At 63.6% G+C, this 22,522-nt stretch carries 19 protein-coding genes, 1 tRNA gene and 1 pseudogene; 11 read left to right on the top strand and 10 right to left on the bottom strand.

Features of this window, described 5'->3' with window-relative positions; all coding sequences use genetic code 11:
* Nucleotides 1-11: 11 nt before the first annotated feature.
* Together ctaD and coxB are read right to left on the bottom strand one after the other, a co-directional pair.
* On the bottom strand, nucleotides 12-1,631 hold the full coding sequence (gene ctaD, locus NWI_RS01175) for a cytochrome c oxidase subunit I (RefSeq protein WP_011313559.1): 1,620 nt from the start codon (nucleotides 1,629-1,631) through the stop codon (nucleotides 12-14).
* A 100-nt stretch (nucleotides 1,632-1,731) separates the two neighbouring features.
* Nucleotides 1,732-2,589 carry a cytochrome c oxidase subunit II gene (coxB, locus tag NWI_RS01170; RefSeq protein ID WP_011313558.1) on the bottom strand — a complete coding sequence of 286 codons (858 nt, stop codon included), beginning with the start codon at nucleotides 2,587-2,589 and terminating at the stop codon, nucleotides 1,732-1,734.
* Nucleotides 2,590-3,045: 456 nt separating this feature from the next.
* Here coxB and NWI_RS01165 point away from each other — a divergent pair, with 456 nt between their 5' ends.
* The 4 genes from NWI_RS01165 (at nucleotide 3,046) to NWI_RS01150 (ending at nucleotide 7,062) form a co-directional block, all read left to right on the top strand.
* Nucleotides 3,046-3,606 carry an invasion associated locus B family protein gene (locus tag NWI_RS01165; protein WP_430691776.1) on the top strand — a complete coding sequence of 187 codons (561 nt, stop codon included), beginning with the start codon at nucleotides 3,046-3,048 and terminating at the stop codon, nucleotides 3,604-3,606.
* A 159-nt stretch (nucleotides 3,607-3,765) separates the two neighbouring features.
* Nucleotides 3,766-5,193 carry a metalloprotease TldD gene (tldD, locus tag NWI_RS01160; protein ID WP_011313556.1) on the top strand — a complete coding sequence of 476 codons (1,428 nt, stop codon included), beginning with the start codon at nucleotides 3,766-3,768 and terminating at the stop codon, nucleotides 5,191-5,193.
* A gap of 181 nt (nucleotides 5,194-5,374) precedes the next feature.
* Nucleotides 5,375-5,908: a hypothetical protein gene (locus NWI_RS01155; protein WP_148203746.1), complete on the top strand. Its 534-nt coding sequence runs from the start codon at nucleotides 5,375-5,377 to the stop codon at nucleotides 5,906-5,908.
* A gap of 233 nt (nucleotides 5,909-6,141) precedes the next feature.
* Nucleotides 6,142-7,062 (top strand): pirin family protein, encoded by a 921-nt coding sequence (locus tag NWI_RS01150; protein ID WP_011313554.1) that lies wholly within the window; start codon nucleotides 6,142-6,144, stop codon nucleotides 7,060-7,062.
* A gap of 85 nt (nucleotides 7,063-7,147) precedes the next feature.
* Here the strand turns inward: NWI_RS01150 and NWI_RS01145 are convergent, their stop codons facing one another.
* Nucleotides 7,148-8,149, bottom strand: a complete 1,002-nt coding sequence (locus tag NWI_RS01145; RefSeq protein ID WP_011313553.1) for an adenosine kinase — start codon at nucleotides 8,147-8,149, stop codon at nucleotides 7,148-7,150.
* Nucleotides 8,150-8,269: 120 nt separating this feature from the next.
* Between NWI_RS01145 and murJ the strand changes: the two genes are divergently transcribed.
* Nucleotides 8,270-9,829, top strand: a complete 1,560-nt coding sequence (gene murJ / locus NWI_RS01140; RefSeq protein ID WP_041344639.1) for a murein biosynthesis integral membrane protein MurJ — start codon at nucleotides 8,270-8,272, stop codon at nucleotides 9,827-9,829.
* Nucleotides 9,830-9,928: 99 nt separating this feature from the next.
* Nucleotides 9,929-10,972 carry a tryptophan--tRNA ligase gene (gene trpS / locus NWI_RS01135; RefSeq protein ID WP_011313551.1) on the top strand — a complete coding sequence of 348 codons (1,044 nt, stop codon included), beginning with the start codon at nucleotides 9,929-9,931 and terminating at the stop codon, nucleotides 10,970-10,972.
* A 13-nt stretch (nucleotides 10,973-10,985) separates the two neighbouring features.
* Here trpS and NWI_RS16575 read toward each other — a convergent pair.
* From NWI_RS16575 to NWI_RS01095, 6 genes and pseudogenes are all read right to left on the bottom strand, one after another.
* A pseudogene (locus NWI_RS16575) lies at nucleotides 10,986-11,718 on the bottom strand (IS5 family transposase).
* 201 nt (nucleotides 11,719-11,919) lie between these two features.
* Complete coding sequence (gene ilvD, locus NWI_RS01120) at nucleotides 11,920-13,764, bottom strand: dihydroxy-acid dehydratase (RefSeq protein ID WP_011313548.1); 1,845 nt, start codon at nucleotides 13,762-13,764, stop codon at nucleotides 11,920-11,922.
* 315 nt (nucleotides 13,765-14,079) lie between these two features.
* Nucleotides 14,080-14,346, bottom strand: a complete 267-nt coding sequence (locus NWI_RS01115; RefSeq protein ID WP_011313547.1) for a DUF1150 family protein — start codon at nucleotides 14,344-14,346, stop codon at nucleotides 14,080-14,082.
* A gap of 98 nt (nucleotides 14,347-14,444) precedes the next feature.
* A complete protein-coding gene (locus tag NWI_RS01110; protein ID WP_009796516.1) occupies nucleotides 14,445-14,870 on the bottom strand; it encodes an Hsp20 family protein in 426 nt (141 codons plus the stop codon).
* Between the two features lie 330 nt (nucleotides 14,871-15,200).
* A tRNA-Ala gene (locus NWI_RS01100) sits at nucleotides 15,201-15,276 on the bottom strand.
* Nucleotides 15,277-15,469: 193 nt separating this feature from the next.
* Nucleotides 15,470-15,883, bottom strand: coding sequence for a TIGR02300 family protein (locus NWI_RS01095; protein WP_011313546.1), 414 nt, complete (start codon nucleotides 15,881-15,883; stop codon nucleotides 15,470-15,472).
* A gap of 167 nt (nucleotides 15,884-16,050) precedes the next feature.
* Here NWI_RS01095 and aroA point away from each other — a divergent pair, with 167 nt between their 5' ends.
* The 4 genes from aroA (at nucleotide 16,051) to rpsA (ending at nucleotide 20,805) form a co-directional block, all read left to right on the top strand.
* Nucleotides 16,051-17,379: a 3-phosphoshikimate 1-carboxyvinyltransferase gene (gene aroA, locus NWI_RS01090; RefSeq protein ID WP_148203900.1), complete on the top strand. Its 1,329-nt coding sequence runs from the start codon at nucleotides 16,051-16,053 to the stop codon at nucleotides 17,377-17,379.
* Entirely contained in the window at nucleotides 17,376-18,014 is a 639-nt protein-coding gene (gene cmk / locus NWI_RS01085; RefSeq protein WP_011313544.1) for a (d)CMP kinase, read from the top strand. The genes aroA and cmk overlap by 4 nt, the downstream gene beginning before the upstream one ends.
* A 26-nt stretch (nucleotides 18,015-18,040) precedes the next feature.
* Nucleotides 18,041-18,748, top strand: a complete 708-nt coding sequence (locus tag NWI_RS01080; protein ID WP_011313543.1) for an FkbM family methyltransferase — start codon at nucleotides 18,041-18,043, stop codon at nucleotides 18,746-18,748.
* A 353-nt stretch (nucleotides 18,749-19,101) separates the two neighbouring features.
* Nucleotides 19,102-20,805, top strand: coding sequence for a 30S ribosomal protein S1 (gene rpsA, locus NWI_RS01075; protein ID WP_011313542.1), 1,704 nt, complete (start codon nucleotides 19,102-19,104; stop codon nucleotides 20,803-20,805).
* A 266-nt stretch (nucleotides 20,806-21,071) separates the two neighbouring features.
* Here rpsA and nth read toward each other — a convergent pair whose 3' ends face one another.
* Entirely contained in the window at nucleotides 21,072-21,830 is a 759-nt protein-coding gene (gene nth, locus NWI_RS01070) for an endonuclease III (RefSeq protein WP_011313541.1), read from the bottom strand.
* Between the two features lie 160 nt (nucleotides 21,831-21,990).
* Between nth and NWI_RS01065 the strand changes: the two genes are divergently transcribed.
* The gene (locus NWI_RS01065; RefSeq protein WP_011313540.1) at nucleotides 21,991-22,515 is read left to right on the top strand and encodes a DUF2244 domain-containing protein; all 525 of its coding nucleotides are present in this window, start codon (nucleotides 21,991-21,993) and stop codon (nucleotides 22,513-22,515) included.
* Nucleotides 22,516-22,522: the final 7 nt, after the last annotated feature.

Genomic DNA, 22,522 nt, shown 5'->3' with positions numbered 1-22,522 from the left:
CACATGACTGCTTACTGCACCTTCGGCAGGGTGGAGAACTGGTGGAACGGAGGCGGTGAGGACAGCGTCCATTCCAGCGTCGTCGCGCCTTCACCCCACGGATTGTCGGCCGCCTGCTGCTTGCGCGCGAAGGCGTCGACCAGGCCGTAGAGGAAGATGATGACGCCGAAGCCCGTGATGAAGGCGCCGTAGGACGAGATCTCGTTCCAGCCGGCGAACGCATCCGGATAGTCCACCATGCGCCGCATCATGCCCTGCAAGCCGAGGAAGTGCTGCGGGAAGAACAGGATGTTGGCGCCGATGAACATCACCCAGAAGTGCAGCTTGCCGATGGTCTCGTTGTACATGTAGCCCGACATCTTCGGGAACCAGTAGTACCAGCCCGAGAAGATCGCGAACACCGCGGCAATGCCCATCACGTAGTGGAAGTGCGCGATGACGTAGTAGGTCTCCTGCATCACGCGATCAACGCCCGCATTGGCCAGCACAACGCCGGTCACGCCGCCGACCGTGAACAGGAAGATGAAGCCGATCGCAAACAGCATCGGCGTCTTGAACTCGATCGAGCCGCCCCACATCGTGGCGATCCACGAGAACACCTTCACGCCCGTCGGCACCGCGATCACCATGGTCGCCGCGACGAAGTAAGCCTGCGCCGAGGACACCATGCCGACCGTGTACATGTGGTGCGCCCACACCACGAAGCCGATGCCGCCGATCGCCACCATGGCGTAGGCCATGCCCAGATATCCGAAGATCGGCTTCTTCGAGAACGTCGAGATCACATGGCTGATCATGCCGAAGCCCGGCAGAATCAGGATGTACACCTCGGGATGGCCGAAGAACCAGAACAGATGCTGGAACAGCACCGGATCGCCGCCACCATCGGCCGCGAAGAACGTGGTGCCGAAGTTACGGTCGGTCAGCAGCATCGTGATCGCGCCCGCCAGAACCGGCAGCGACAGCAGCAGCAGGAACACGGTGACCAGGATCGACCAGACGAACAGCGGCATCTTGTGCATGGTCATGCCAGGCGCGCGCATGTTGAAGATCGTGGTGATGAAGTTGATCGCCCCGAGGATCGAGGAGGCGCCCGCAAGGTGGATCGACAGGATGCTGAAGTCCACCGCCGGACCCGGATGACCGCTCGTCGACAGCGGCGCATACAGCGTCCAGCCCGTGCCCGCTCCGGTCGCGCCCGGCTCGCCCTCCATGAATGAGGAGATCAGCAGCAGCGCAAACGCCGCCGGCAGCAGCCAGAACGAGATGTTGTTCATGCGCGGGAACGCCATGTCGGGCGCGCCGATCATCAGCGGCACGAACCAGTTGCCGAAGCCGCCGATCATCGCCGGCATCACCATGAAGAAGATCATGATCAGGCCGTGATTGGTCGCAAACACGTTGTAGGTATGCGCGGGATCAAAAACCTGTATCCCGGGGTACATCAGTTCCGCCCGGATGCCCATCGACATCAGGCCGCCGATGATCCCCGCAACGATGGCGAACACCAGGTACATGGTCCCGATGTCCTTGTGATTGGTCGAATACGCAAAGCGCTTCCACCCTGTCGGGTGGTGCGCATGGTCGCCATGATCGTCATGGGCATGGTCGTGAGCAGATGCTGTTGCCATTGTCTAATCCTGTCTTTCGTCCCTTGAAGTCCTTCGAACCCTGGCGGGCGACCCCTTCGCAGGCGCCGCCCCTCGTCGTCGAAATCGCCCGACGCGACGCCTATTGCATCACGCCGGCAGCCGACGCCACCGCGTTCGCCGGGTTCGAGGCAAACTTCTTCTTCGCGACTTCAACCCACGCCGCAAATTCCTGCTCGCTCACCACGCGAACCGCAATCGGCATGAAGGCATGGTCCCGGCCGCACAGCTCAGAGCACTGGCCGTAGAAAATGCCCGTCTTCGTGGCCTTGAACCAGGTCTCGTTGAGACGACCCGGAATCGCGTCCACCTTCATGCCGAACGACGGAACTCCAAAGGAATGAATGACATCAGCCCCGATCACCTGAACCCGGACCACCTTGTTCACCGGAACAACCAGCTCGTTGTCCACCGCAAGCAGACGCGGCTTCTTGTCCTGCGCCAGCAGCGAGTCAAACTCGAACTTGCCGTTGTCCGGATAGGTGTAGGTCCAGTACCACTGCTTGCCGGTCGCCTTCACCGTCAGGTCAGCCTTCGGAAGGTCAAGCTGCTCAAACAAAAGACGGAATGAGGGAACCGCAATGCCGACCAGGATCAGAACCGGGATGATCGTCCACGCAACCTCGATCATCGTGTTGTGCGTCGTCTTCGACGGAACCGGATTGGAGCGCGCGTTGAACCGCACCATCGCAACAACCAGCAAGGCCGTCACAAACAGCGTGATCAGCGTGATCACCACCAGAAGCCCGTTATGCATCCGCGCAATGCTCTCCATCACAGGCGTCACGCCCTGCTGAAGATCAAAGCCCCACGCATGCGGCTGACCTATCTCATCCGCCGCAAATGCCGCGCCACCTGCGGCAAAAGCCGCTCCTCCAAACGCCAATCCCAGAAACCGGCGGCCAAACCGGCGGCCATATTGGCCCATCGACATCTTCATGCCGCTCGCGCTCCTTGTCATAAATTCACCCTAAACAACCCCCTAAGCAGTTCCCGCCGACGACGAGCCTGCCGCTCATGTAACGCATCCGCGAACAGCCTGCGCGCCGTTTGGCTAGAATGCGTCCAAAGCCGCCTCTCTCAAACCATAATTCGGCGCGCCTCGCAAGGGACCAGGGACAGCGAGTTGAGCGATGCTTCAAACCGCGGCGCGGGCCGCGCCGGGCGGATCAACGCATCCGGCCGACGAAGCAGCGCGCAACCCGACAGCGCGCAACCCGGCGTTTCAGGGGAGCACGCCGCTTGACAGGCGGATTGTCCGATGTAGGCACAGGGGCTTGGGCCGCTTCGCAGATTCGGCCGTGGTTCGGGCTGATCCGGGCCGGACCACCTTCAAGGCGCCGTCACTGACCGTCAGGCGGGGCAAGGCATGGTCGAAAGCAGAGGATCGACCCGGATGGAGGCTTCTAAGCAGCATATCGGATATGCATCTTCTTCGCGCAGGACGGCCCGGCGTCAGCCGCTCCGTATTCTGGCGTGCGGGGCCGCCGCACTTCTGGTTGCCGGCTTTGCCAGCGCGGCCAAGGCCCAGGGAGCCGTCAAATCGGTTCACGGCGACTGGCAGATCCGCTGCGACACCCCTCCCGGCGCGAAGGCCGAACAATGCGCCCTGATCCAGAGCGTGGTGGCCGAAGACCGCTCCAATGCCGGGCTGACGGTGATCGTGCTCAAGACCGCCGACCAGAAAAGCCGCCTGATGCGCGTGGTGGCGCCACTCGGCGTGTTGCTGCCCTCCGGCCTCGGACTGAAGCTCGACAATGCCGACGTCGGCCGCGCCGGTTTCGTGCGCTGCCTCCCCAACGGCTGCGTCGCCGAGGTGGTTCTGGATGACAAGCTGCTTGGACAGTTGCGCAGCGCGAAGACGGCGACATTCATCATCTTTGAAACGCCCGAGGAAGGCATCGGCTTTCCGCTCAGCCTGAACGGGCTCGGCGAAGGTTACGATAAGCTGCCCTGAGCGTTTCGCTTCTGATTCCGTCAGAAGCGAGAATGCTTTGGGTGCGTTTTATCGGACAAGCCTCCCGTTTGGTGGCAATCATACCTATCTTGAACGTCTGTTCTTGAACGTCTGTCCGCCTGAACCGCACGGAACGGGCCCGTTGCATCCGGAGTTCGCATGACCAGCCCCATCACCGCCTCCCTGCTCGACCGCGCGCATCTCGACCGCGATTCCGTCCGTCACGAGATTGCGCGGGGCCTGCGAGGCGCGGACGACGGCGAACTGTTTCTGGAATACAGCCAGAGCGAAGCGCTGATGTTCGACAACGGCCGGCTCAAGCAGGCGACCTATGACACCTCGCAAGGCTTCGGCCTTCGCGCGGTCAAGGACGACGCCGTCGGCTACGCCCATTCGTCCGATGTTTCGCTGGCTGCCCTGATCCGCGCCGCCGATGCCGTCGGCGCCGTGCGCGGCGGCTATCAGGGCGCCTTCGCGGTCGCTCCCGGCCATACCAACGTGCGGCTTTACGGCGACGACAATCCGCTCGACGGGCTGGGTTTCGAGACCAAGGTCAAGCTGCTCGCAGAGATCGACGCCTATGTGCGCGACAGGGATCCGCGGGTGCGTCAGGTATCCGTCAGCCTCGGCGCGACATGGCAGGTCGTGGAAATCATGCGGCCGGACGGCGAAACCTATCGCGATATCCGCCCCCTGGTTCGGGTGAACATTTCCGTCGTCGCGGGGCAGGGCGACCGGCAGGAAACCGGCAGCAAGGGTTATGGCGGCCGTGAAGGCTATGCCCGTTTCGTGGAAAGCAAGGCGTGGCGCGAGGTCGCGGACGGTGCGATCCGCCAGGCTCTGATCAACCTCGAATCAATCCCCGCGCCGGCCGGCGAGATGGATGTGGTGCTCGGTCCGGGCTGGCCCGGCGTGATGCTGCATGAAGCGGTGGGACACGGCCTCGAGGGCGATTTCAACCGCAAGAAGACCTCGGCTTTCGCGGGACTGATGGGGCAGCAGGTCGCGGCCAAGGGCGTCACCGTGGTCGACGACGGCACCATCTCCGCGCGGCGCGGCTCGCTTTCCATCGACGACGAGGGCACGCCGACCAGCCGGACCGTGCTGATCGAGGACGGCATCCTGGTCGGCTATATGCAGGACCGACAGAACGCGCGGCTGATGGGCATGAAGCCGACCGGCAACGGCCGCCGTCAGGACTACGCCCATGTTCCGATGCCGCGGATGACCAACACGTATATGCCGGCGGGCGATCGTGATCCGGCGGAAATCCTCGCCTCGGTGAAGAACGGCATCTATGCCGTGAATTTCGGCGGCGGCCAGGTCGACATCACCTCGGGCAAATACGTGTTCCAGTGCACCGAGGCCTACCGGATCGAAAACGGCAAGGTTGGAGCGCCGCTGAAAGGCGCCATGCTGATCGGCAACGGACCGACCGACCTCCACCGCATCACCATGATCGGCAACGACGTCGCGCTGGACGACGGCGTCGGCACCTGCGGCAAGAACGGTCAAGGCGTGCCGGTCGGCGTCGGTCAGCCGACGTTGCGAATGGAGCGGATAACGGTCGGAGGAACCGGCGGTTAACGAACTCCGCCGCCGCGCCCGGCGACGACTCGTGGTCACATCCACGTGGCAATCTGCGGCTAGGTTCCCGGTCTCGGGAGCGTGAACCATATTTCCGATATTCGCTTGAACCTGAGCCCGACATCAGGAACCTAATCTTACGGGTCGCGTTGAATTGTCCGAGTAGTAGGCGTTGGTGAGTATGATGCCGGTCCTCCGTTATTTCGTGGTGATGGGTTGCTGCCTGATGGGCCTGCTTTATGCGGTGGACCTGATGTGGCCCGGCGAGCGCGAGGCCAAGGTCGATTATTACTCCACACCGGTCGTCGTCGCGAAACCTTCTTCCGCAGAATCCGGATTTGCGAGCCGCATTGAGCGAGCCGTCGGAGAGACGGAGACGCCCGGTTCGATGGAGAACCGGCGCTACCCGGGACAGCGCTTCGAGCGAACGAAGCAGGATTCCCGTCCTGTCGTCTATCCGAACATCGCCACGCTGGCGCCCACACCACATCGTTTGCAGTGGGAACGCCAGCTCCGCTATCTGCCGGCGAATCATGTCTACGAAGCTCGCGCGGAAATGCCGAAGGAAGCGATCCCGGAACAGCCAAAACCCACGGCCAGGGCGGCGACGCGCAAGCAACTCGCTCATGCCCGTCCTGCAAGGATCGCGCCGGATTTCGAGCGTCCGCGCTACGCCCGCAACGCCGGGTGGGATCCGTTCGGCCTGTTCGACTGAGGCGGGCGTCGGCGACCTCGCAACCCGGCTATGGCAACAGCGCATGAAAGCGCGTCGCCCAGGGCCTCGCGGCGTGGCGGTCGAATGGTACAGCCTCTCCGCAAACCGCTTCCGGCCCAACGCAACAGCCTCTTGAATTCGGGCTGAGGTTCTTTCCGCCGCGCGCGGTTGTCAATCTCGCACCCGCGCACGATAATCGGGACTCAAAATCGTCATGACCTGCCGGAGGCAATATGAGCTGGCTTCCTTCCAACGATCCCGCGCTCGGCGACCCCCAATCATGCGATGCGCTCGAACTTGTGATCATCCCGCGCGTCCGTGATCTCGGCGACGGATTCGCCGTGCGCCGCGCGCTGCCTCATGGCAGGCGGCAGATGGTCGGCCCGTTCATCTTCTTCGATCATTTCGGCCCGATACAGTTCGTGTCCGGCAAGGGGATGGACGTCCGGCCGCATCCGCATATCGGACTGGCCACGGTCACCTATCTGTTCGACGGCAGCATCATGCACCGCGACAGCGAGGGTCACATCCAGGAAATCCAGCCCGGCGCCATGAACCTGATGACGGCGGGAAGCGGCATCGCGCATTCGGAGCGCACACCGGATGCGCAGCGCGCTAGCGGGCAGGCGATGCTCGGCCTGCAAAGCTGGATCGCCCTGCCGAAAGGCAAGGAGGAGATCGCGCCGACCTTCCAGCACTACGGCGCGGACAGCCTGCCGACGGTGCAGGACAAGGGATTCCGCGCCCGCGTCATCGCCGGCCGCTCCTTCGGCGCGACCTCGCCGGTCGAGATGGTTTCGCCGTGGTTTTACGCCGAGGTCGCGCTCGAGGCCGGCATGAGCGCGCCGCTTGACGCTGACCACGAGGAGCGCGCGATCTATATCGTCGACGGCGAGGTCGAGATCGCGGGCGACCGGCACCAGGCGCCGCAATTGCTGGTTTTCCGGCCCGGCGACCGCATCACGGTGCGCGCGACACAGCCGACGCGGATGATGTTCCTCGGCGGCGATGCGCTGGAGGGACCACGGCACATCTGGTGGAATTTCGTCTCCTCGAGCAAGGAGCGTATCGAACAGGCCAAGGAAGACTGGAAAACCGGCCGCTTCGCGCCTGTGCCGAACGAGCACGAATTCATTCCGCTGCCGGAAAACTGATCGTTTCAGAGCATTTTCCGGCGAAGTGGATTACCGATTCGCCGACAGACAACGCGTCAAAACATGGATCGAGCGCTTCGCTCCCCTATACCGGCAGCCGATTCGCTTGCGCCAGTTCCTTGAGCGACACCTGCGGCCGCGCGCCGATGTGCTGGATCACCTCGGCGGCGGCGAGCGCGCCGAGCCGCCCCGCGTCTTCGTGGCTCGCGCCGCGCACCAGTCCGAACAGAAACCCCGCCGCGAACAGATCGCCGGCTCCCGTGGTATCGACCAGATTGTCGATCGGACACGCCGGCACCGCGACAACGCCGCCCTCCGTCGCGACCACGCAGCCCTTCTCGCTGCGGGTGACGACGCCGAGCGCGATGTCCTGGCGTAGCTGGGCCAGCGCCGTATCGAAGTCGGACGTCTGGTAGAGCGAGTGCAGTTCAGACTCGTTGGCGAAGATCAGATCGACGGTGCCGTCGCGCATCAATGCAAGAAACTCGTCACGATAGCGATCGACGCAGAACGCATCCGACAGGGTCAGCGCGACTTGCCGGCCGGCGTCATGCGCGATCCGCGAGGCCTTCAGGAACGCCTCCTTGGCGGCTTTGGGGTCCCACAGATAGCCTTCGAGATAGAGGATCGACGACGCCGCGACGGCGTCCGGATCGATATCGGCCGACGACAGATCCTGCGCCGCGCCGAGATAGGTATTCATGGTGCGCTCGCCGTCCGGCGTCACCAGTATGTAGGAACAGCCGGTGGCGGGACCGTCGGATGCCGGCGGCGTATCGAAGGCCACCTTCGCGGCGCGAATATCGTGAATATAGAGGCGGCCGATCTGGTCATCCTTCACCTTGCCGACATAGGCGGTGCGGGCCCCGAACCCCGCGAGACCGACGATGGTGTTCGCGGCCGAACCGCCCGACATTTCGGTCGCAGGCCCCATGTCGGCATAGATCGAGGCCGCGCGCGCTTCGTCGATCAACGCCATTCCGCCCTTGGTCATGCCGTGGGCGGCGAGAAACCCCTCATCGGTTCGCACCAGAACGTCGAAAATCGCATTGCCGATCGCAAGCACGTCGTATTTCGCTGCAGCCATTAAAAATATCCCGTCGCGGCAATTGCGGTATGGTGAGGAATCCGCTCAGACTCCCGGCCCGTGAAGGTGCCGCCTATCATGGCGCTTCCATGCCATCAAGCACGGTACGCCGGCCTCGCCATGATCCGCTCCATCCTCACCGTCTCCTCGGGCACCCTGGCTTCGCGCCTGCTCGGATTCGGGCGCGACGCGCTGACCGCGGCGCTGCTCGGCGCGGGCCCGGTGGCCGACGCCTTCCTGATGGCGTTTCAGTTCATCAACGTGATCCGCCGGATGCTCGGTGAAGGCGCCCTGAACGTGGCGCTGGTGCCGGCGTGGATGCGGCTGCGCGAGGTCAGCGGCCTTGCCGCCGCATCAGCCTTCGCCGGCGACGTGCTCGCAACCGTGAGCGCGACGCTGATCGCGCTGGCCGCCGTCGCCGGCGTGGCGATGCCGCTTCTCGTGGGGATGCTCGCGCCCGGTTTCGTCGGTCGCGAGAGCCTGCAACTCGCCGTCACCGACGCACGGCTGATGCTGCCCTATCTCGCTTTCGCGGGCCCCGCGGCCGTCATCATGAGCCTGTTGAACGCCCGGCATCGCTTCGCGATCGCCGCCTTCTCGCCGCTGTTGTTCAACGTCGCCCTGATTCTCGCCGCCGCGCTGCTGCTGTGGTTGCAACCGGACTCACAGTTTGCCGCGCTGGTGATGGCGGCGACCGTCGGCATCGCGGGATTGCTGCAACTCGCGGTGCTTGCGCTTCTGACCCGCCGCGACGATCTCGCAAGTCCCTTGCGCATATCGTTCGGCCCCGGGATGCGGGATTTCGCCCGCAAGGCCGTGCCCGGCATGATCGCGAATTCCGGGCCGCAGCTGCTCATTGTCGCCGGCGCGGTCGTCGCCTCGATGTCGCCGTCGGGGGTGTCGTGGCTTTATTTCGCGAACCGCCTCATCGAACTGCCGCTGGGAATGGTGGGCGTCGCCATCGGCACCGTGCTGGTGCCGGAAATGAGCCGCGCCCTCAGCAAAGACGACAGAACGGCGGCGGTCCATGCCGAATCCCGCGGAATCGAGCTTGCGGCGGCGCTCGCCTTGCCCGCGACGCTCGGCCTGATCGTTCTCAGCGAGCCTATCGTTCGCGTGCTGTTCGAGCACGGCGCGTTTACCACGGCCGACACGCGCGCCACGGCGCTGGCGCTCGGCTGCCTTGCCCTCGGCCTTCCCGCCCATATCCTGATCAAGGCGCTGTCTCCGGCGTTTTTCGCGCGTGGCGACACGATGATGCCGTTGATTGCGACACTGAAGGGAATCGCGGTCGCAATCGTGTCTGCGGTCGCGCTCGGATGGATGGTCGGAGTCTGCGGAGTAGCCCTAGCGATGGCGCTCGGCGCATGGAGCAGCGCGGCGAGCCTCGCCCGCAGCATGGCTGCCGGCTTTGGATTTTCCATCGATACGGAAGCGCGCCGGCGCCTGCCACGGATTACGCTGGCGGCGCTGGTGATGGGCGGAGTTTTGTGGCTCGCCCTGCGGTTGCTGGCCCCGATATCCGGCGCGCACGGATTGCTCCAGGCGGCCACGCTCATCATCCTGATCGCCGCAGGCGTCGCGGTCTACGGCCTGCTGCTGTTGACGTTCCGGGTCATCGATCGCAACGACATCCAGACCGCGCTGGCGCGATCGCACTCCGGCGACTTGCGCGCCTAGATCGCGCGTGGCAAGGGACGGCACGCCCGACCGAAGACATGAACCACGCGGTTCGCGAGCACGTCGATCAATCGCGCGCGGGCAAACAGGAACTTGACGATGACGACACGGGTTTTTTCAGGCGTTCAGCCGACCGGCAATCTGCATCTCGGCAATTATCTCGGCGCCATCGTTAATTTCGTGAAGTTGCAGGCTGACCACGAGTGCCTTTATTGCGTGGTCGATCTGCATGCCATCACCGTGCCCGTCGCCGTCTGGGGCGGGCCCGACGAGTTGCGCCGCGCCACCCGCGAAGTGACGGCGGCCTTCATCGCAAGCGGCATCGATCCGAGGCAGCACATCATCTTCAACCAGAGTCAGGTGGCCGGACACGCCGAGCTGGCGTGGGTGCTCAATTGCGTGGCGCGGCTCGGCTGGCTCAACCGCATGACCCAGTTCAAGGAAAAGGCCGGCAAGGATCGCGAGAACGCCTCGGTCGGGCTTTACGATTACCCGGTGCTGATGGCGTCGGATATCCTGGTCTATCGCGCCACCCACGTTCCGGTCGGCGAGGATCAGAAACAGCATCTCGAACTCAGCCGCGACATCGCGCAGAAATTCAACAACGACTTTTCGGAATCGATCGCCGCCAACGGCCATGGCGACATGTTCTTTCCGCTGCCGGAGCCCGTGATCACCGGACCCGCGACGCGCGTGATGAGTCTGCGCGACGGCACCAAGAAAATGTCGAAGTCGGATCCGTCAGATTATTCGCGCATCAATCTGACTGACAACGCCGATACCATCGCGCAAAAGATTCGCAAGGCCAAGACCGACCCCGAGCCGCTGCCGTCGGAGGAAAAGGGGCTGGAAAACCGCCCCGAGGCCGACAATCTGGTCGGCATCTACGCGGCCCTGTCGGGGAAGCCCAAGTCCGCGTTGCTCGCTGAGTTCGGCGGCGCGCAGTTCTCAAGCTTCAAATCCAGCCTTGTCGATCTCGCGGTCGCGAAGCTGTCGCCGATCGCTCACGAAATGAAGCGGCTCACCGACGATCCGGCCCATGTCGACCGGATTTTGATCGAGGGCGCCGAACGCGCCAGCGCGATCGCATCGCAGACCATGGACGCGGTGAAGGACATCGTCGGCTTCATCCGCAAGCGCTAGGCCGGATCGACATTCACGGCAGCCAGATCAGGGCTGCGGCCAGGTGAACGAAGCCCGTGAAGTGAACGGTGCGCCTGTCGTAGCGTGTGGCGAAACGGCGGAAGTGCTTGAGACGGTTGAAGCAGCGCTCGATCCGGTTGCGGTGCTTGTAGAGACCGGCGTCATGCGGGATGATGATTTTGCGTGTCCTGTTTGAGGGGATCACCGCTTCGGCGCCCATGCCGGCGATGAGTGCACGCAAGGCGTTGCTGTCATAAGCTTGTCGGCCAGCACGGCGTCCCCGGCCTGGGCTTCGAGCAGCGCGGGGGCTTGTGTGATGTCTCCGACCTGCCCGGCGGTGACGATGAAACGCAAGGGTCGGCCCAGCGCATCGGCGAGCATGTGGACCTTGGTGGTCAGTCCACCTCGGGAACGCCCCAGCGCCTGATCCTTGGCCCCCCTTTTCCGGTAGCCGCCTGCTGATGGGCTCGAACGATGGTTGAGTCGAGCATCAGATACTGGTTGTCGCGATCGGCTGTCAGGGTGGAGAACACCCGTTCCCACACACCAGCATGGCACCACCTGCTGAACCGCCGATGCACCGTCTTCCAGCGGCCATAGCGCTCCGGCAGGTCACACCAGTGCGCGCCGGATCGCAGCACCCACAGGCAGCCGTTCACAAACAACCGATTATCCGATCCCGTCCGTCCCGGATCAGAGGCCTTGCCTGGCAGCAACGGTGGAAAAAAGCGTGATGCGGTTTTCAGTCCGCGTCGTCGTTTCGTAGCGCCTGCTTCTGATCGAAACACTGCCGATCTTCGAACGATTGTTGTTTCCAGAGCATGATCCGACTGAGTCGCTCTGGGAATTTCCGGAGATTATCTTCTGACCGCATTTTCTTGCGGCGAGCGGGTCATCCATTTCGCCGGAAGATGCTCAGGTTTGGTCAGCGGCGGAACGTGGCACGCTCAGTCCTTCACCACGCGCACGGCGCCGAGCGCGGCGCTGGTGGTATGCGCAGCGTAGGCTTTCAGCGCCATGGTGATGCGCCGCGTGCGCGGAGCGGCCGGCTTCCACGCCTTGTCGCCTTTCGCTTCCATCGCCGCGCGGCGTCGCTCGAGTTCGGCATCGCTGACATCGAGATGAACCTTCCGGTTCGGAATGTCGAACGCGATGAGATCGCCTTCCTCGACGAGACCGATCGCGCCGCCCTCCGCTGCTTCCGGCGAGACGTGGCCGATCGACAGGCCCGATGAGCCGCCGGAGAAGCGACCGTCGGTAATCAACGCGCACTGCTTGCCCAGTCCCTTCGATTTCAGATAGCTGGTTGGATACAGCATCTCCTGCATGCCCGGACCGCCGCGCGGTCCCTCGTAGCGAATCAGCACCACATCGCCCGGCTTGATCCTGTTGCCCAGGATGGCGTCCACCGCGGCATCCTGACTTTCGAACACGCGCGCGGGGCCTGAGAAGGTCAGGATGCTGTCGTCAACGCCGGCCGTCTTCACGATGCAGCCGTCGCGCGCGATGTTGCCGTAGAGCACGGCGAGACCGCCGTCCTTCGAGAAGGCGTGTTCGGCATCGCGGATGCAGCCTTTGGCGCGGTCGGCGTCGAGCTCCTCGAACCGCTTGTCCTGGCTGAATGCGATTTCGGTGCGGACGCCTCCCGGCGCGGCGGTGTAGAAGGTGCGCACGCTCTCGCTTTTTGTCCGCTTGATGTCCCAGCGTTCCAGGGCTTCCCTCAGCGAGTTGCTGTGGACCGTCGGCAGGCTGGCGTCGATCAGTCCGGCGCGATCGAGTTCGCCGAGAATGCCCATGATGCCGCCGGCGCGATGCACGTCTTCCAGATGCACGTCCGCGACCGAGGGCGCGACCTTGCACAGGACCGGCACGCGCCGCGACAGCCGGTCGATATCCGCCATCGTGAACGGCACCTCGCCTTCGTAAGCCGCGGCGAGCAGATGCAGCACCGTGTTGGTGGAGCCGCCCATCGAGATGTCCAGCGTCATCGCATTCTCGAACGCCTTGAAGCTCGCGACCGAACGCGGCAGCACACGCTCGTCGTTCTGCTCGTAGTAGCGCCGCGCCATATCGACGATGAGATGTCCGGCCTCGACGAACAGGCCCTTGCGGTCGGCGTGGGTGGCGAGCACCGAGCCGTTGCCGGGCAGGGCAAGTCCGAGCGCCTCGGTCAGGCAGTTCATCGAATTGGCGGTGAACATGCCCGAGCATGAACCGCAGGTCGGGCACGCCGAGCGTTCGATCGCCTCGACGTCGGCATCGCTCACGCTGTCATCGGCGGCGGCGACCATGGCGTCGATCAGGTCGACGGACTTGACCTTGCCGTTGAGCGTGACCTTGCCCGATTCCATCGGGCCTCCGGAGACGAACACCGAGGGTATGTTGAGGCGCAGCGACGCCATCAGCATGCCGGGCGTGATCTTGTCGCAATTGGAGATGCAGACCATGGCGTCGGCGCAATGCGCGTTGACCATGTATTCGACGCTGTCGGCGATGACCTCGCGCGAGGGCAGGCTGTAGAGCATCCCGTCATGGCCCATCGCGATGCCGTCATCCACCGCGATGGTATGGAATTCCTTGGCGACGCCGCCGGCCTTCTCGATTTCGCGCGCCACCAGCTGGCCGAGGTCCTTGAGGTGAACGTGGCCGGGCACGAACTGGGTGAAGGAGTTGACCACCGCAATGATCGGCTTGCCGAAATCTTCGTTCTTCATGCCGGTGGCGCGCCACAGGCCGCGGGCGCCGGCCATGTTACGGCCGTGGGTGGAGGTACGGGAGCGATAGGCGGGCATGTTTTTTCCGAACGGTCAGTGATTTGGCGGGACCATACCCCCGCCGCCGAAGGCCGCAAAACAGAAAAGTGGCTGCGCTCGACTAGATCACGATGGTTTTGGATCGATTCGATCCAAAACCATAAACGTGATCGATTCCAGTATCTTGAGACGCAGGATGCGGGCGGAAAACCGCACCACACTTCTGCTCATCCCGCTCTAGCCGCCGCTTCCTGCTAAGCCGATGTCGCGCGCAGCGGCGGCGTGTCTCTCAATCGACAGTTTCGCGCGCGTATTCTGATCGCAAAACCGGTTTCCACTTTTCGGGATCATGCTCTAATGCACGCTGACGGCCTGCAACTCGTTGCTCCAGGCGCTCGCGACCGCAGCCTCGCGCGAATCGGTGAGCATGATCGGAGTGCCGTCGGCGGCATGCAGCGCGAACAGCATGAGGCCGGGCGCGATTCTCGGAGCCTGCGGAAACAGTTCCGGCACGTCCTCGGAACGCACCTGCTTCACATAGGCGATGTGGCCTTCGCCGAGCTGCGCCAGCGACTCGGTAGAGACGCTTTCAGGCCGGATCGTGGAAATCACTTCACTCATGGTCTCGACTCCTTTTACCAGACTAAGCGGTCGAGTCCGCTACTTGTTGCACCCGAAAGCTTTTATGCCGGCTCACCGGTGTTTTGTCGGGTTGTGCATTATTCGTGTTCATTGATCGCGATTGTCTTAACGACCCTTTCAGGTTCCGGCCTGGCCAGATCGATGGACAATAGCCCGTTTTTCAGGTCCGCGCCCAGCACCAACATTCCCTCCGCCAGCACGAAGGTGCGCTGGAAGTGGCGCGCGGCGATGCCGCGATGGATATATTGCCTAGCTTTATCCTCCTGCTGCCGGCCCCGGATCACAAGCTGATTTTCCTCAATGGTCACATCGAGCTGGTCGCGGGTGAACCCCGCCACCGCCAGCGTGATCCGCAGCCGTTCGGGCTCGCCGCTGTCGCGGTCGCACCGCTCGATGTTGTAGGGAGGATAGCCGTCGGCGCCCTTGACGACACGGTCGAGCGCCCGCTCGATCTCGTCGAATCCCAGAAGGAACGGACTGGACAACGAAGGAACACGAGACATTACAAAGTCCTCTCGAAGCGACTTTGACGCGCGCGACCAGCAAAAATGATGTCGGTCGGGCGTCCGGTCGCGCGCCGGAGCAGATGGCGCGTATTCCATTGGCCGAACCGCCACTTCGGCGAATCGAGCGCAGGGGCCCTTGCGGCGCCCCGCTGGCCGTCTGACGTTTCCAGACGGGTCGAATTAAATATGGCATGATTTGCACGTCGTTCAAGATGTACGGCGCGGCACCAACGCTTTGATATCAGAACAGGATCGCCATTTGCGGGACGCAAGCGCTGAACGAATGCGCGCCCGGCAAGTTGCCACATCCCTGGAACGGAAGGCGCTTGGTGGAGCCAGGCGGGATCGAACCGCCGACCTCTTGCATGCCATGCAAGCGCTCTCCCAGCTGAGCTATGGCCCCAGGATCAGGTTCATGATTCCGGATCGATTCGATCCTCGATCATGAACGTGATCAATTCCAGTATTTGAGGGCAGGATGCGGACGGAAAACCGCACCGCATTTTAACAATTTACCTCATCCCGCTCTCGACCGCGCCGCACCTCATCGGACGGCGCGATCCACAGAGACCCTGAACCACAGTTCAGGACCGATCTCAAGTCTCCTCGTCGTCTCCCACGTCTCCGATGATATCGGTGACGTCCTCGTCGCCCTCTTCCTCGTCGGCGATAAAGGTCGAATCATCGTCCTCGTCATCGTCGAGGGTATCATCGATCTCGATATCATCCTCCGACTCGGGGACGACGGCCTTCTTGACCTTTCCGGTGTTCTCCTCGGCGTCGGCCTCCTCCAGCGAGACCATTTCTTCGGCCTCGGCGGGCTCCGGCGTCGCCTCGGCCCCTGACGCCGCGGCAGCGCGGGCGGCGTCGCTGCGGCCTCGCACCGGCGCCACGACGATCGGCACGACCTCGCCGGTGTAAGGCGAGATCACCGGGTTCTTGTTCAGATCGTAGAACTTCTTGCCAGTCGTCGGGCAAATGCGCTTGGTTCCGAGCTCGGATTTGGCCACGTGTGGAATCCCGGGAGTTCTTGAAAAAACGGAGCTTCACTTGGCTAGTTGCAGCGGCCCTGTCAATAGCGCTTTGCGGACCGGTTCGCGGGCGTGACGCGCCGTCGTCCCTGTGATACCAGCCGCCACAACGGGGATATGCAACTTTGACTCTTTCCGGCCAGACCATGCCGCTCGAGGCGCGAAAATGTCAGTCATTGACCGGGCGCGTCAGGGTGCCCGGGGATAAATCGATCTCCCACCGCGCGCTGATCCTGGGCGCGCTGGCGGTCGGCGAAACCCGAATCTCCGGCCTTCTCGAGGGCGAGGACGTACTCAACACCGCGAAGGCGATGCAGGCGCTGGGTGCGAAGGTCGAACGGCGGACCGATGATAATGGCGGGATCGCCTGGTCGGTGCGCGGCGTCGGCACCGGCGGATTTGCGACGCCGGAAGCGCCGCTCGATTTCGGCAATTCAGGCACGGGATGCCGCCTGGTGATGGGCGCGGTGGCCGGCTGCCCGATCCGCGCCGCCTTCGATGGCGATGGATCGCTGCGCTCGCGGCCGATGCGCCGAATTCTCGATCCGCTGGAGTTGATGGGTGCGCGGGTGATCTCGCAAAGCGACGGCGGCCGCCTGCCGCTGACGCTCGAAGGCGCGCGTGATCCGCTGCCGATCGTGTACCGCACGCCGGTGGCTTCGGCGCAGATCAAATCGGCGGTGCTGCTGGCGGGGCTGTCGGCTCCGGGCGTCACCACCGTCATCGAGCGCGAGGCCAGCCGGGACCATACCGAACTGATGCTGAAGCATTTTGGCGCCGATATCGTCTCCGTGGCCGAGGGCGCGCATGGGCGCAAAATCTCGCTGACCGGACAGCCCGAGTTGCACGGGGCAGGGGTCACGGTGCCGGCCGACCCGTCATCGGCGGCGTTTCCGATCGTTGCCGCGCTGATCACGGAAGGCTCCGACATCGTGCTGGACGACGTGATGACAAACCCGTTGCGAACCGGCCTGTTTGTCACGCTGCGCGAGATGGGTGCGTCGATCGAGGAAAGCGAAACGCGCCTTGATGCCGGCGAGCCGATGGCGCAGCTGCGCGTGAAGGCGTCCCGGCTGCGCGGGATCGAGGTGCCGGCGGAGCGCGCCCCCTCGATGATCGACGAGTATCTCGTGCTCGCGGTCGCGGCGGCGTTTGCCGAAGGCACCACCGTGATGCGCGGCCTGCGCGAATTGCGGGTCAAGGAATCCGACCGCCTCGAGGCTGCCGCCGCGATGCTGCGCGCGGGCGGCGTCGCGGTCGAGATCGCCGGCGACGACCTCATCGTCGAGGGCCGCGGCCGGGTGCCCGGCGGCGGTCTCGTCACCACCCACATGGATCATCGCATCGCGATGTCGGCGCTGGTGATGGGCTGCGCCTCGGACGCGCCGGTCAAGGTCGACGACATCGCCTTCATCGCCACGAGTTTCCCCGATTTCGTGCCGATGATGCAGCGGCTGGGAGCAAATTTCGCATGATCATCGCCATCGACGGGCCTGCCGCTTCGGGTAAGGGCACCCTCGGCAAGCGCCTTGCCGCGCACTATCACTTTCGTCATCTCGACACCGGCGTGATCTATCGCGCGGTCGCCAAAGCCTTGCTCGACGCCGGCGCGGATCCGGCGGACGAGGCGCGCGCGATCGCGGCCGCGCTTGAACTCGATCCGGAGAGATTCGGCCATCCGGCTCTCAAGGCCCGCGCGATCGGCGAGGCCGCGTCGGTCGTCTCGACATTCCCCAAGGTGCGCGAGGCGCTTCTGACCTTCCAGCGCCAGTTCGCCGCCGAGCCGCCCGGCGCGGTGCTTGACGGCCGCGACATCGGCACCGTGATCTGCCCGAACGCCGACGTGAAGATTTTCGTCGAGGCCGATCCTGTCGTGCGGGCGAGGCGGCGCACGCTGGAAGCGCGGGCGCGGGGCGAGGAGGTCGACGAGGCGGTGGTTCTGGCGGATATTCTCAAGCGCGACGAGAGGGACCGCAACCGGCCCGTTGCACCTTTGAAGGCGGCTGCCGATGCTCATGTGCTGGATAATTCCAACCTCGACATCGAGGCCGGCCTGAAGGCGGCGATCGCGATCGTCGAGTCGGTGAGGGTCCGATCCGGCCGAGCGTGACCGCTCGGCAGGTGCCGGAGGCAGCAATGAATGCGCGTTTCGTGTGGCGTGCGCTGAAAGCACGATGGCGGGATCAGCGCGCCGAGCTTTCGGTCATCGGCGGCCATGTGAGGCCCGGCGATACCGTGTGCGATGTGGGCGCTCACAAGGGCAGCTATGTCTATTGGCTGTCACGGTGGGTCGGCAATTCCGGACGCGTTCTCGCATTCGAGCCGCAGCCTTCTCTCGCCGCCTATCTGCGCGAGGTCGCGCCTGCTCATAATGTCACCGTGGAGCAGAAGGCGTTATGGTCGGGCAGCGGCGTGCTCGATCTTGCCATCCCCGCGATCGATTCTCCCGGCGCCTCGCTGGTCGCGCCCGTGGCCGGCGGCACGCGAATGCAGGTTCCCGTCGTCGCGCTCGACGACTATTTGCGGCCGGGGCAGCGCGTCTCGTTGATCAAGGTCGACGCGGAAGGGGCGGAACTGGCGATTTTCAAGGGCGCCCGGCGCACCTTGTCCGAAGCGCGGCCGTGGCTCATTTTCGAATGTGAGACGAGGCACCTCGCGGAAACCAATGTCGAGGATGTCTTCGGGCTGCTTGATCGGCTCGGATACGAGGGGTTTTTCTTCAGGCAGGGTTCCCTGCACCCTGTATCAGCGTTTGATCCGGCAATTCACCAGAAGCAGTCGGGTCCGCGATTCTGGGATCATCCGGACTACTGCAATAACTTCCTGTTCAAGCCGCGCGGTTGAGGCAAGGCTTACAAAAGCCTTGTTCGCTTGCGGCTTTGACGGTATATCCGCGGCGTCCGGATCATCGTCGACGTGTCGAGGCTGTCCGAGCGGACCGGCCGGAGTTTCAAGCTCCCGCCGCCATTGGAGGAACGTCCCGCTCAGTCTCGATATTGATCGTCCTCGATGTCGATCATTCTGCGGTCGATCGCTTGTGAAAGACTCCGGGCCACATCATCGTTTCGAACGTCAAGGCTTGACGCCGGCCCGTCGCTGCATGTTCCTCGCGACGGTTGTCAGGGTTGCGGACCCCTGACCCTTCGCGCGCGAAACGCATATCAACCCGAACTGCCGGTCGCCGCATTGGAGAACACATGGCTTCGACTGATACCCTCAATCCGTCCCGTGACGATTTCGCCGCGATGCTCGATGAGTCCTTCGCCGGTGGCAGCCTGCAGGAAAGCTCCGTCATCAAGGGCAAGGTGGTTGCGATCGAGAAGGACATGGCCGTCATCGACGTCGGCCTCAAGACCGAAGGCCGCGTGGCGTTGCGTGAATTCTCCGGTCCAGGTCGCGAGAGCACGCTGAAGGTCGGCGACGAGGTTGAGGTGTTCCTTGATCGCATCGAGAACGCGCTCGGCGAGGCCGTGCTGTCGCGCGACAAGGCGCGCCGCGAGGAAAGTTGGGGCAAGCTCGAGAAAGCCTTCAACAACAACGAGAAGGTGCACGGCGTCATCTTCAATCAGGTCAAGGGCGGCTTCACCGTCGATCTCGACGGCGCCGTCGCCTTCCTGCCGCGCTCGCAGGTGGACATCCGTCCCATTCGCGATGTCGGTCCGCTGATGAACAACACCCAGCCGTTCCAGATTCTCAAGATGGATCGCCGCCGCGGCAACATCGTCGTCTCCCGCCGCACGGTGCTGGAGGAGACCCGCGCCGAACAGCGGCAGGAGTTGGTCCAGAACCTCGAAGAGGGTCAGGTCATCGACGGCGTGGTCAAGAACATCACCGACTACGGCGCGTTCGTCGATCTCGGAGGCATCGACGGCCTGCTGCACGTTACCGATATCGCCTGGCGCCGCGTCAACCATCCGACCGAAGTGCTGGCGATCGGCCAGACCGTGAAGGTCAAGATCATCAAGATCAATCACGAGACCCACCGCATCTCGCTCGGCATGAAGCAGTTGCTGGATGATCCCTGGCAGGGCATCGAGGCCAAGTATCCGCTGGGCGCCCGCTTCACCGGCCGCGTCACCAACATCACCGACTACGGCGCGTTCGTGGAGCTTGAGCCGGGCATCGAGGGCCTTATCCACGTCTCGGAAATGTCCTGGACCAAGAAGAACATGCATCCGGGCAAGATCGTCTCGACCTCGCAGGAAGTCGAGGTGCAGGTGCTCGAGGTCGACAGCGTCAAGCGCCGCATCTCGCTCGGCCTCAAGCAGACCATGCGCAATCCCTGGGAGGCGTTCATCGAGAAGCACCCGGTCGGTTCGACCGTGGAGGGCGAGGTCAAGAACAAGACCGAGTTCGGACTGTTCCTGGGCCTGGAGGGCGATGTCGACGGCATGGTCCACCTTTCCGACCTCGACTGGAAGCAGCCGGGCGAGCAGGTCATCGACAATTTCAAGCGCGGCGACATGGTCAAGGCCGTCGTGCTCGACGTCGATGTCGAGAAGGAACGCATCTCGCTCGGCGTCAAGCAGCTCGAGGGCGACCCGTTCGCCGAACCGGGCGACGTCAAGAAGGGCGCGGTCGTCACCTGCGAGGTGCTCGAGGTCAAGGACGGAGGCATCGAGGTGCAGATTTCCGGCACCGAGTTCCAGACCTTCATCAAGCGTTCGGAACTGGCGAGGGACCGCAACGATCAGCGCACCGAGCGTTTCGCCGTCGGCGAGAAGGTCGATGCCCGCGTCATCCAGTTCGACAAGAAGGCCCGCAAGGTGCAGGTCTCGATCAAGGCGCTCGAAGTGGCCGAGGAGAAGGAAGCCATCGCGCAGTACGGTTCTTCCGACTCGGGCGCAACGCTGGGCGATATCCTCGGCACCGTGCTGAAACAGCGCACCGACAACAAGTAAGCGACCGCCTCTTTACTAGAGCATGATCCGATCAAGTTGAGTCGGACCATGCTCTAGAAATGGTTGTCTGGTCGCATTTTCTCGCGGCGAACAGGTCATCCACTTCGCCGGAAAATGCTCTAGCAGCAGCCAAAGGCCCCGGATTTCGCCGGGGCCCTTTTCATTTCCCGAACGAGGATTTGCGATTCAATCGGCCGGAACTTAACGCGGCGATCGCCGTTCTGGTCAGGTGCAGGTATCTGCGTACGAACGGGACGAGACGATCATCACCCCGCGCCCTCTGTGGTCTTTTCGGGCCAGCGGCACAGGTCGTTGATCAGGCACACTTTGCAGCGCGGCGATCGCGCCAGGCAGGTGTAGCGTCCGTGCAGGATCAGCCAGTGATGCGCATGCAGCATGAATTGGTTGGGGATCACGCGCTCAAGCCCGAGCTCGACCTCGAGCGGTGTCTTGCCGGGCGCCATTCCGGTGCGGTTGGCGACCCGGAACACATGCGTGTCAACCGCCATGGTGCGCTCCCCGAACGCCATGTTGAGCACGACGTTGGCGGTCTTGCGTCCCGCGCCGGGCAGCGATTCGATCCCCGCCCTGCTGGGTGGAACCGCGCCGTCAAACTCCGCGAGCAGTTTTTCCGAAAGCGCGATGATGTTCCGCGCCTTGGTGCGATACAGTCCGATGGTCTTGATGTAGTCGCGGACCTTCTCCTCCCCGAGCGCCAGCATTCTGGCGGGCGTGTCGGCGACAGCGAACAAGGCGCGCGTGGCCTTGTTGACGCCGGCGTCGGTCGCCTGGGCCGACAGCACCACCGCGACCAGCAACGTGAAGGGATTGAGGTGTTCGAGCTCGCCTTTCGGCTCGGGATTGGCTCTGCGAAAGCGCGTGAAGGCCTCGTGGACTTCAGCCGGCGTCCATGGCCTGAGAGATGGCGGCAATTCCGCTGGTCCTCGCGCCGGCTTGACGGCGCGCCTGACCCCGGAGACCGGCTCCGCCTGACGTGCCGGCGGCTTTCCGGTTCTCTTCTTCACTCCCTTGGCGTGTCCTGCCGTCGCCGCAGCGGGTTCCTGCTGCCGAGGGTCCGCTACAGGGCCTTTCCCGAGTGATTTGCCGGTCCCGGCTGCGGCGGGCTTCTGCCTTGCAAAGCTGCGGCGGATGTTTTTAGACATGATCGTGGTATAGTGATCAACGATGACCGTAGACAATAACCTGGCTGGCCCCGGACCCGCCGAACAGACGCTGTTTTCGGCGCTCCTGACGCCGCACCGTTCATTAAGTCACGCCAGCTTCATGGTGCTGATGGCTGTATTGGCGTTGGCGAGTTTCGCCACCGGAATGGTGTTCCTGCTGATGGGAGCCTGGCCGGTATTCGGCTTTCTTGGCCTCGATGTTCTCGCGATTTACTGGGCTTTCCGCATCAATTTCCAACGGGCGCTCGCGACCGAGGAAATCTCCATCACCCATTCCGAGCTCAGGGTGCGCCGCACCAGTCATCGCGGCCACATCGTCGAGTGGGTTTCTAATCCGCTGTGGGTGCATGTCGACCAGAGGGTCCACGAGGAGTACGGCATCGAGCGGCTTTATCTGGTTTCGCGCGGCCGCCGGATATCGATCGCGAATTTCCTCGGGCCTGACGAGAAGCTGAGTTTCGTCAAAGCCTTGTCCTCTGCGCTCCAGCTCGCGAAGCGCGGGCCGATCTACAATCCGGTGACCTGAAGGGTCG

This window comes from Nitrobacter winogradskyi Nb-255, assembly GCF_000012725.1.
GTDB lineage: Bacteria > Pseudomonadota > Alphaproteobacteria > Rhizobiales > Xanthobacteraceae > Nitrobacter > Nitrobacter winogradskyi.
Note: the sequence above shows the minus strand (reverse complement) of the source record. Positions and strands in the feature narration are given on the sequence as shown.

Coding starts and splice junctions, on each gene's coding strand:
- NWI_RS01150 (WP_011313554.1), top strand. CDS start 6,142: ATGAGCTGGCTTCCTTCCAACGATCCCGCGCTCGGCGACCCCCAATCA.
- coxB (WP_011313558.1), bottom strand. CDS start 2,589: ATGAAGATGTCGATGGGCCAATATGGCCGCCGGTTTGGCCGCCGGTTT.
- cmk (WP_011313544.1), top strand. CDS start 17,376: ATGATCATCGCCATCGACGGGCCTGCCGCTTCGGGTAAGGGCACCCTC.
- NWI_RS01065 (WP_011313540.1), top strand. CDS start 21,991: ATGACCGTAGACAATAACCTGGCTGGCCCCGGACCCGCCGAACAGACG.
- NWI_RS01165 (WP_430691776.1), top strand. CDS start 3,046: ATGGAGGCTTCTAAGCAGCATATCGGATATGCATCTTCTTCGCGCAGG.
- rpsA (WP_011313542.1), top strand. CDS start 19,102: ATGGCTTCGACTGATACCCTCAATCCGTCCCGTGACGATTTCGCCGCG.
- trpS (WP_011313551.1), top strand. CDS start 9,929: ATGACGACACGGGTTTTTTCAGGCGTTCAGCCGACCGGCAATCTGCAT.
- tldD (WP_011313556.1), top strand. CDS start 3,766: ATGACCAGCCCCATCACCGCCTCCCTGCTCGACCGCGCGCATCTCGAC.
- NWI_RS01155 (WP_148203746.1), top strand. CDS start 5,375: ATGATGCCGGTCCTCCGTTATTTCGTGGTGATGGGTTGCTGCCTGATG.
- murJ (WP_041344639.1), top strand. CDS start 8,270: ATGATCCGCTCCATCCTCACCGTCTCCTCGGGCACCCTGGCTTCGCGC.
- ctaD (WP_011313559.1), bottom strand. CDS start 1,631: ATGGCAACAGCATCTGCTCACGACCATGCCCATGACGATCATGGCGAC.
- aroA (WP_148203900.1), top strand. CDS start 16,051: ATGCCGCTCGAGGCGCGAAAATGTCAGTCATTGACCGGGCGCGTCAGG.
- ilvD (WP_011313548.1), bottom strand. CDS start 13,764: ATGCCCGCCTATCGCTCCCGTACCTCCACCCACGGCCGTAACATGGCC.
- NWI_RS01115 (WP_011313547.1), bottom strand. CDS start 14,346: ATGAGTGAAGTGATTTCCACGATCCGGCCTGAAAGCGTCTCTACCGAG.
- NWI_RS01145 (WP_011313553.1), bottom strand. CDS start 8,149: ATGGCTGCAGCGAAATACGACGTGCTTGCGATCGGCAATGCGATTTTC.
- NWI_RS01080 (WP_011313543.1), top strand. CDS start 18,041: ATGAATGCGCGTTTCGTGTGGCGTGCGCTGAAAGCACGATGGCGGGAT.
- NWI_RS01110 (WP_009796516.1), bottom strand. CDS start 14,870: ATGTCTCGTGTTCCTTCGTTGTCCAGTCCGTTCCTTCTGGGATTCGAC.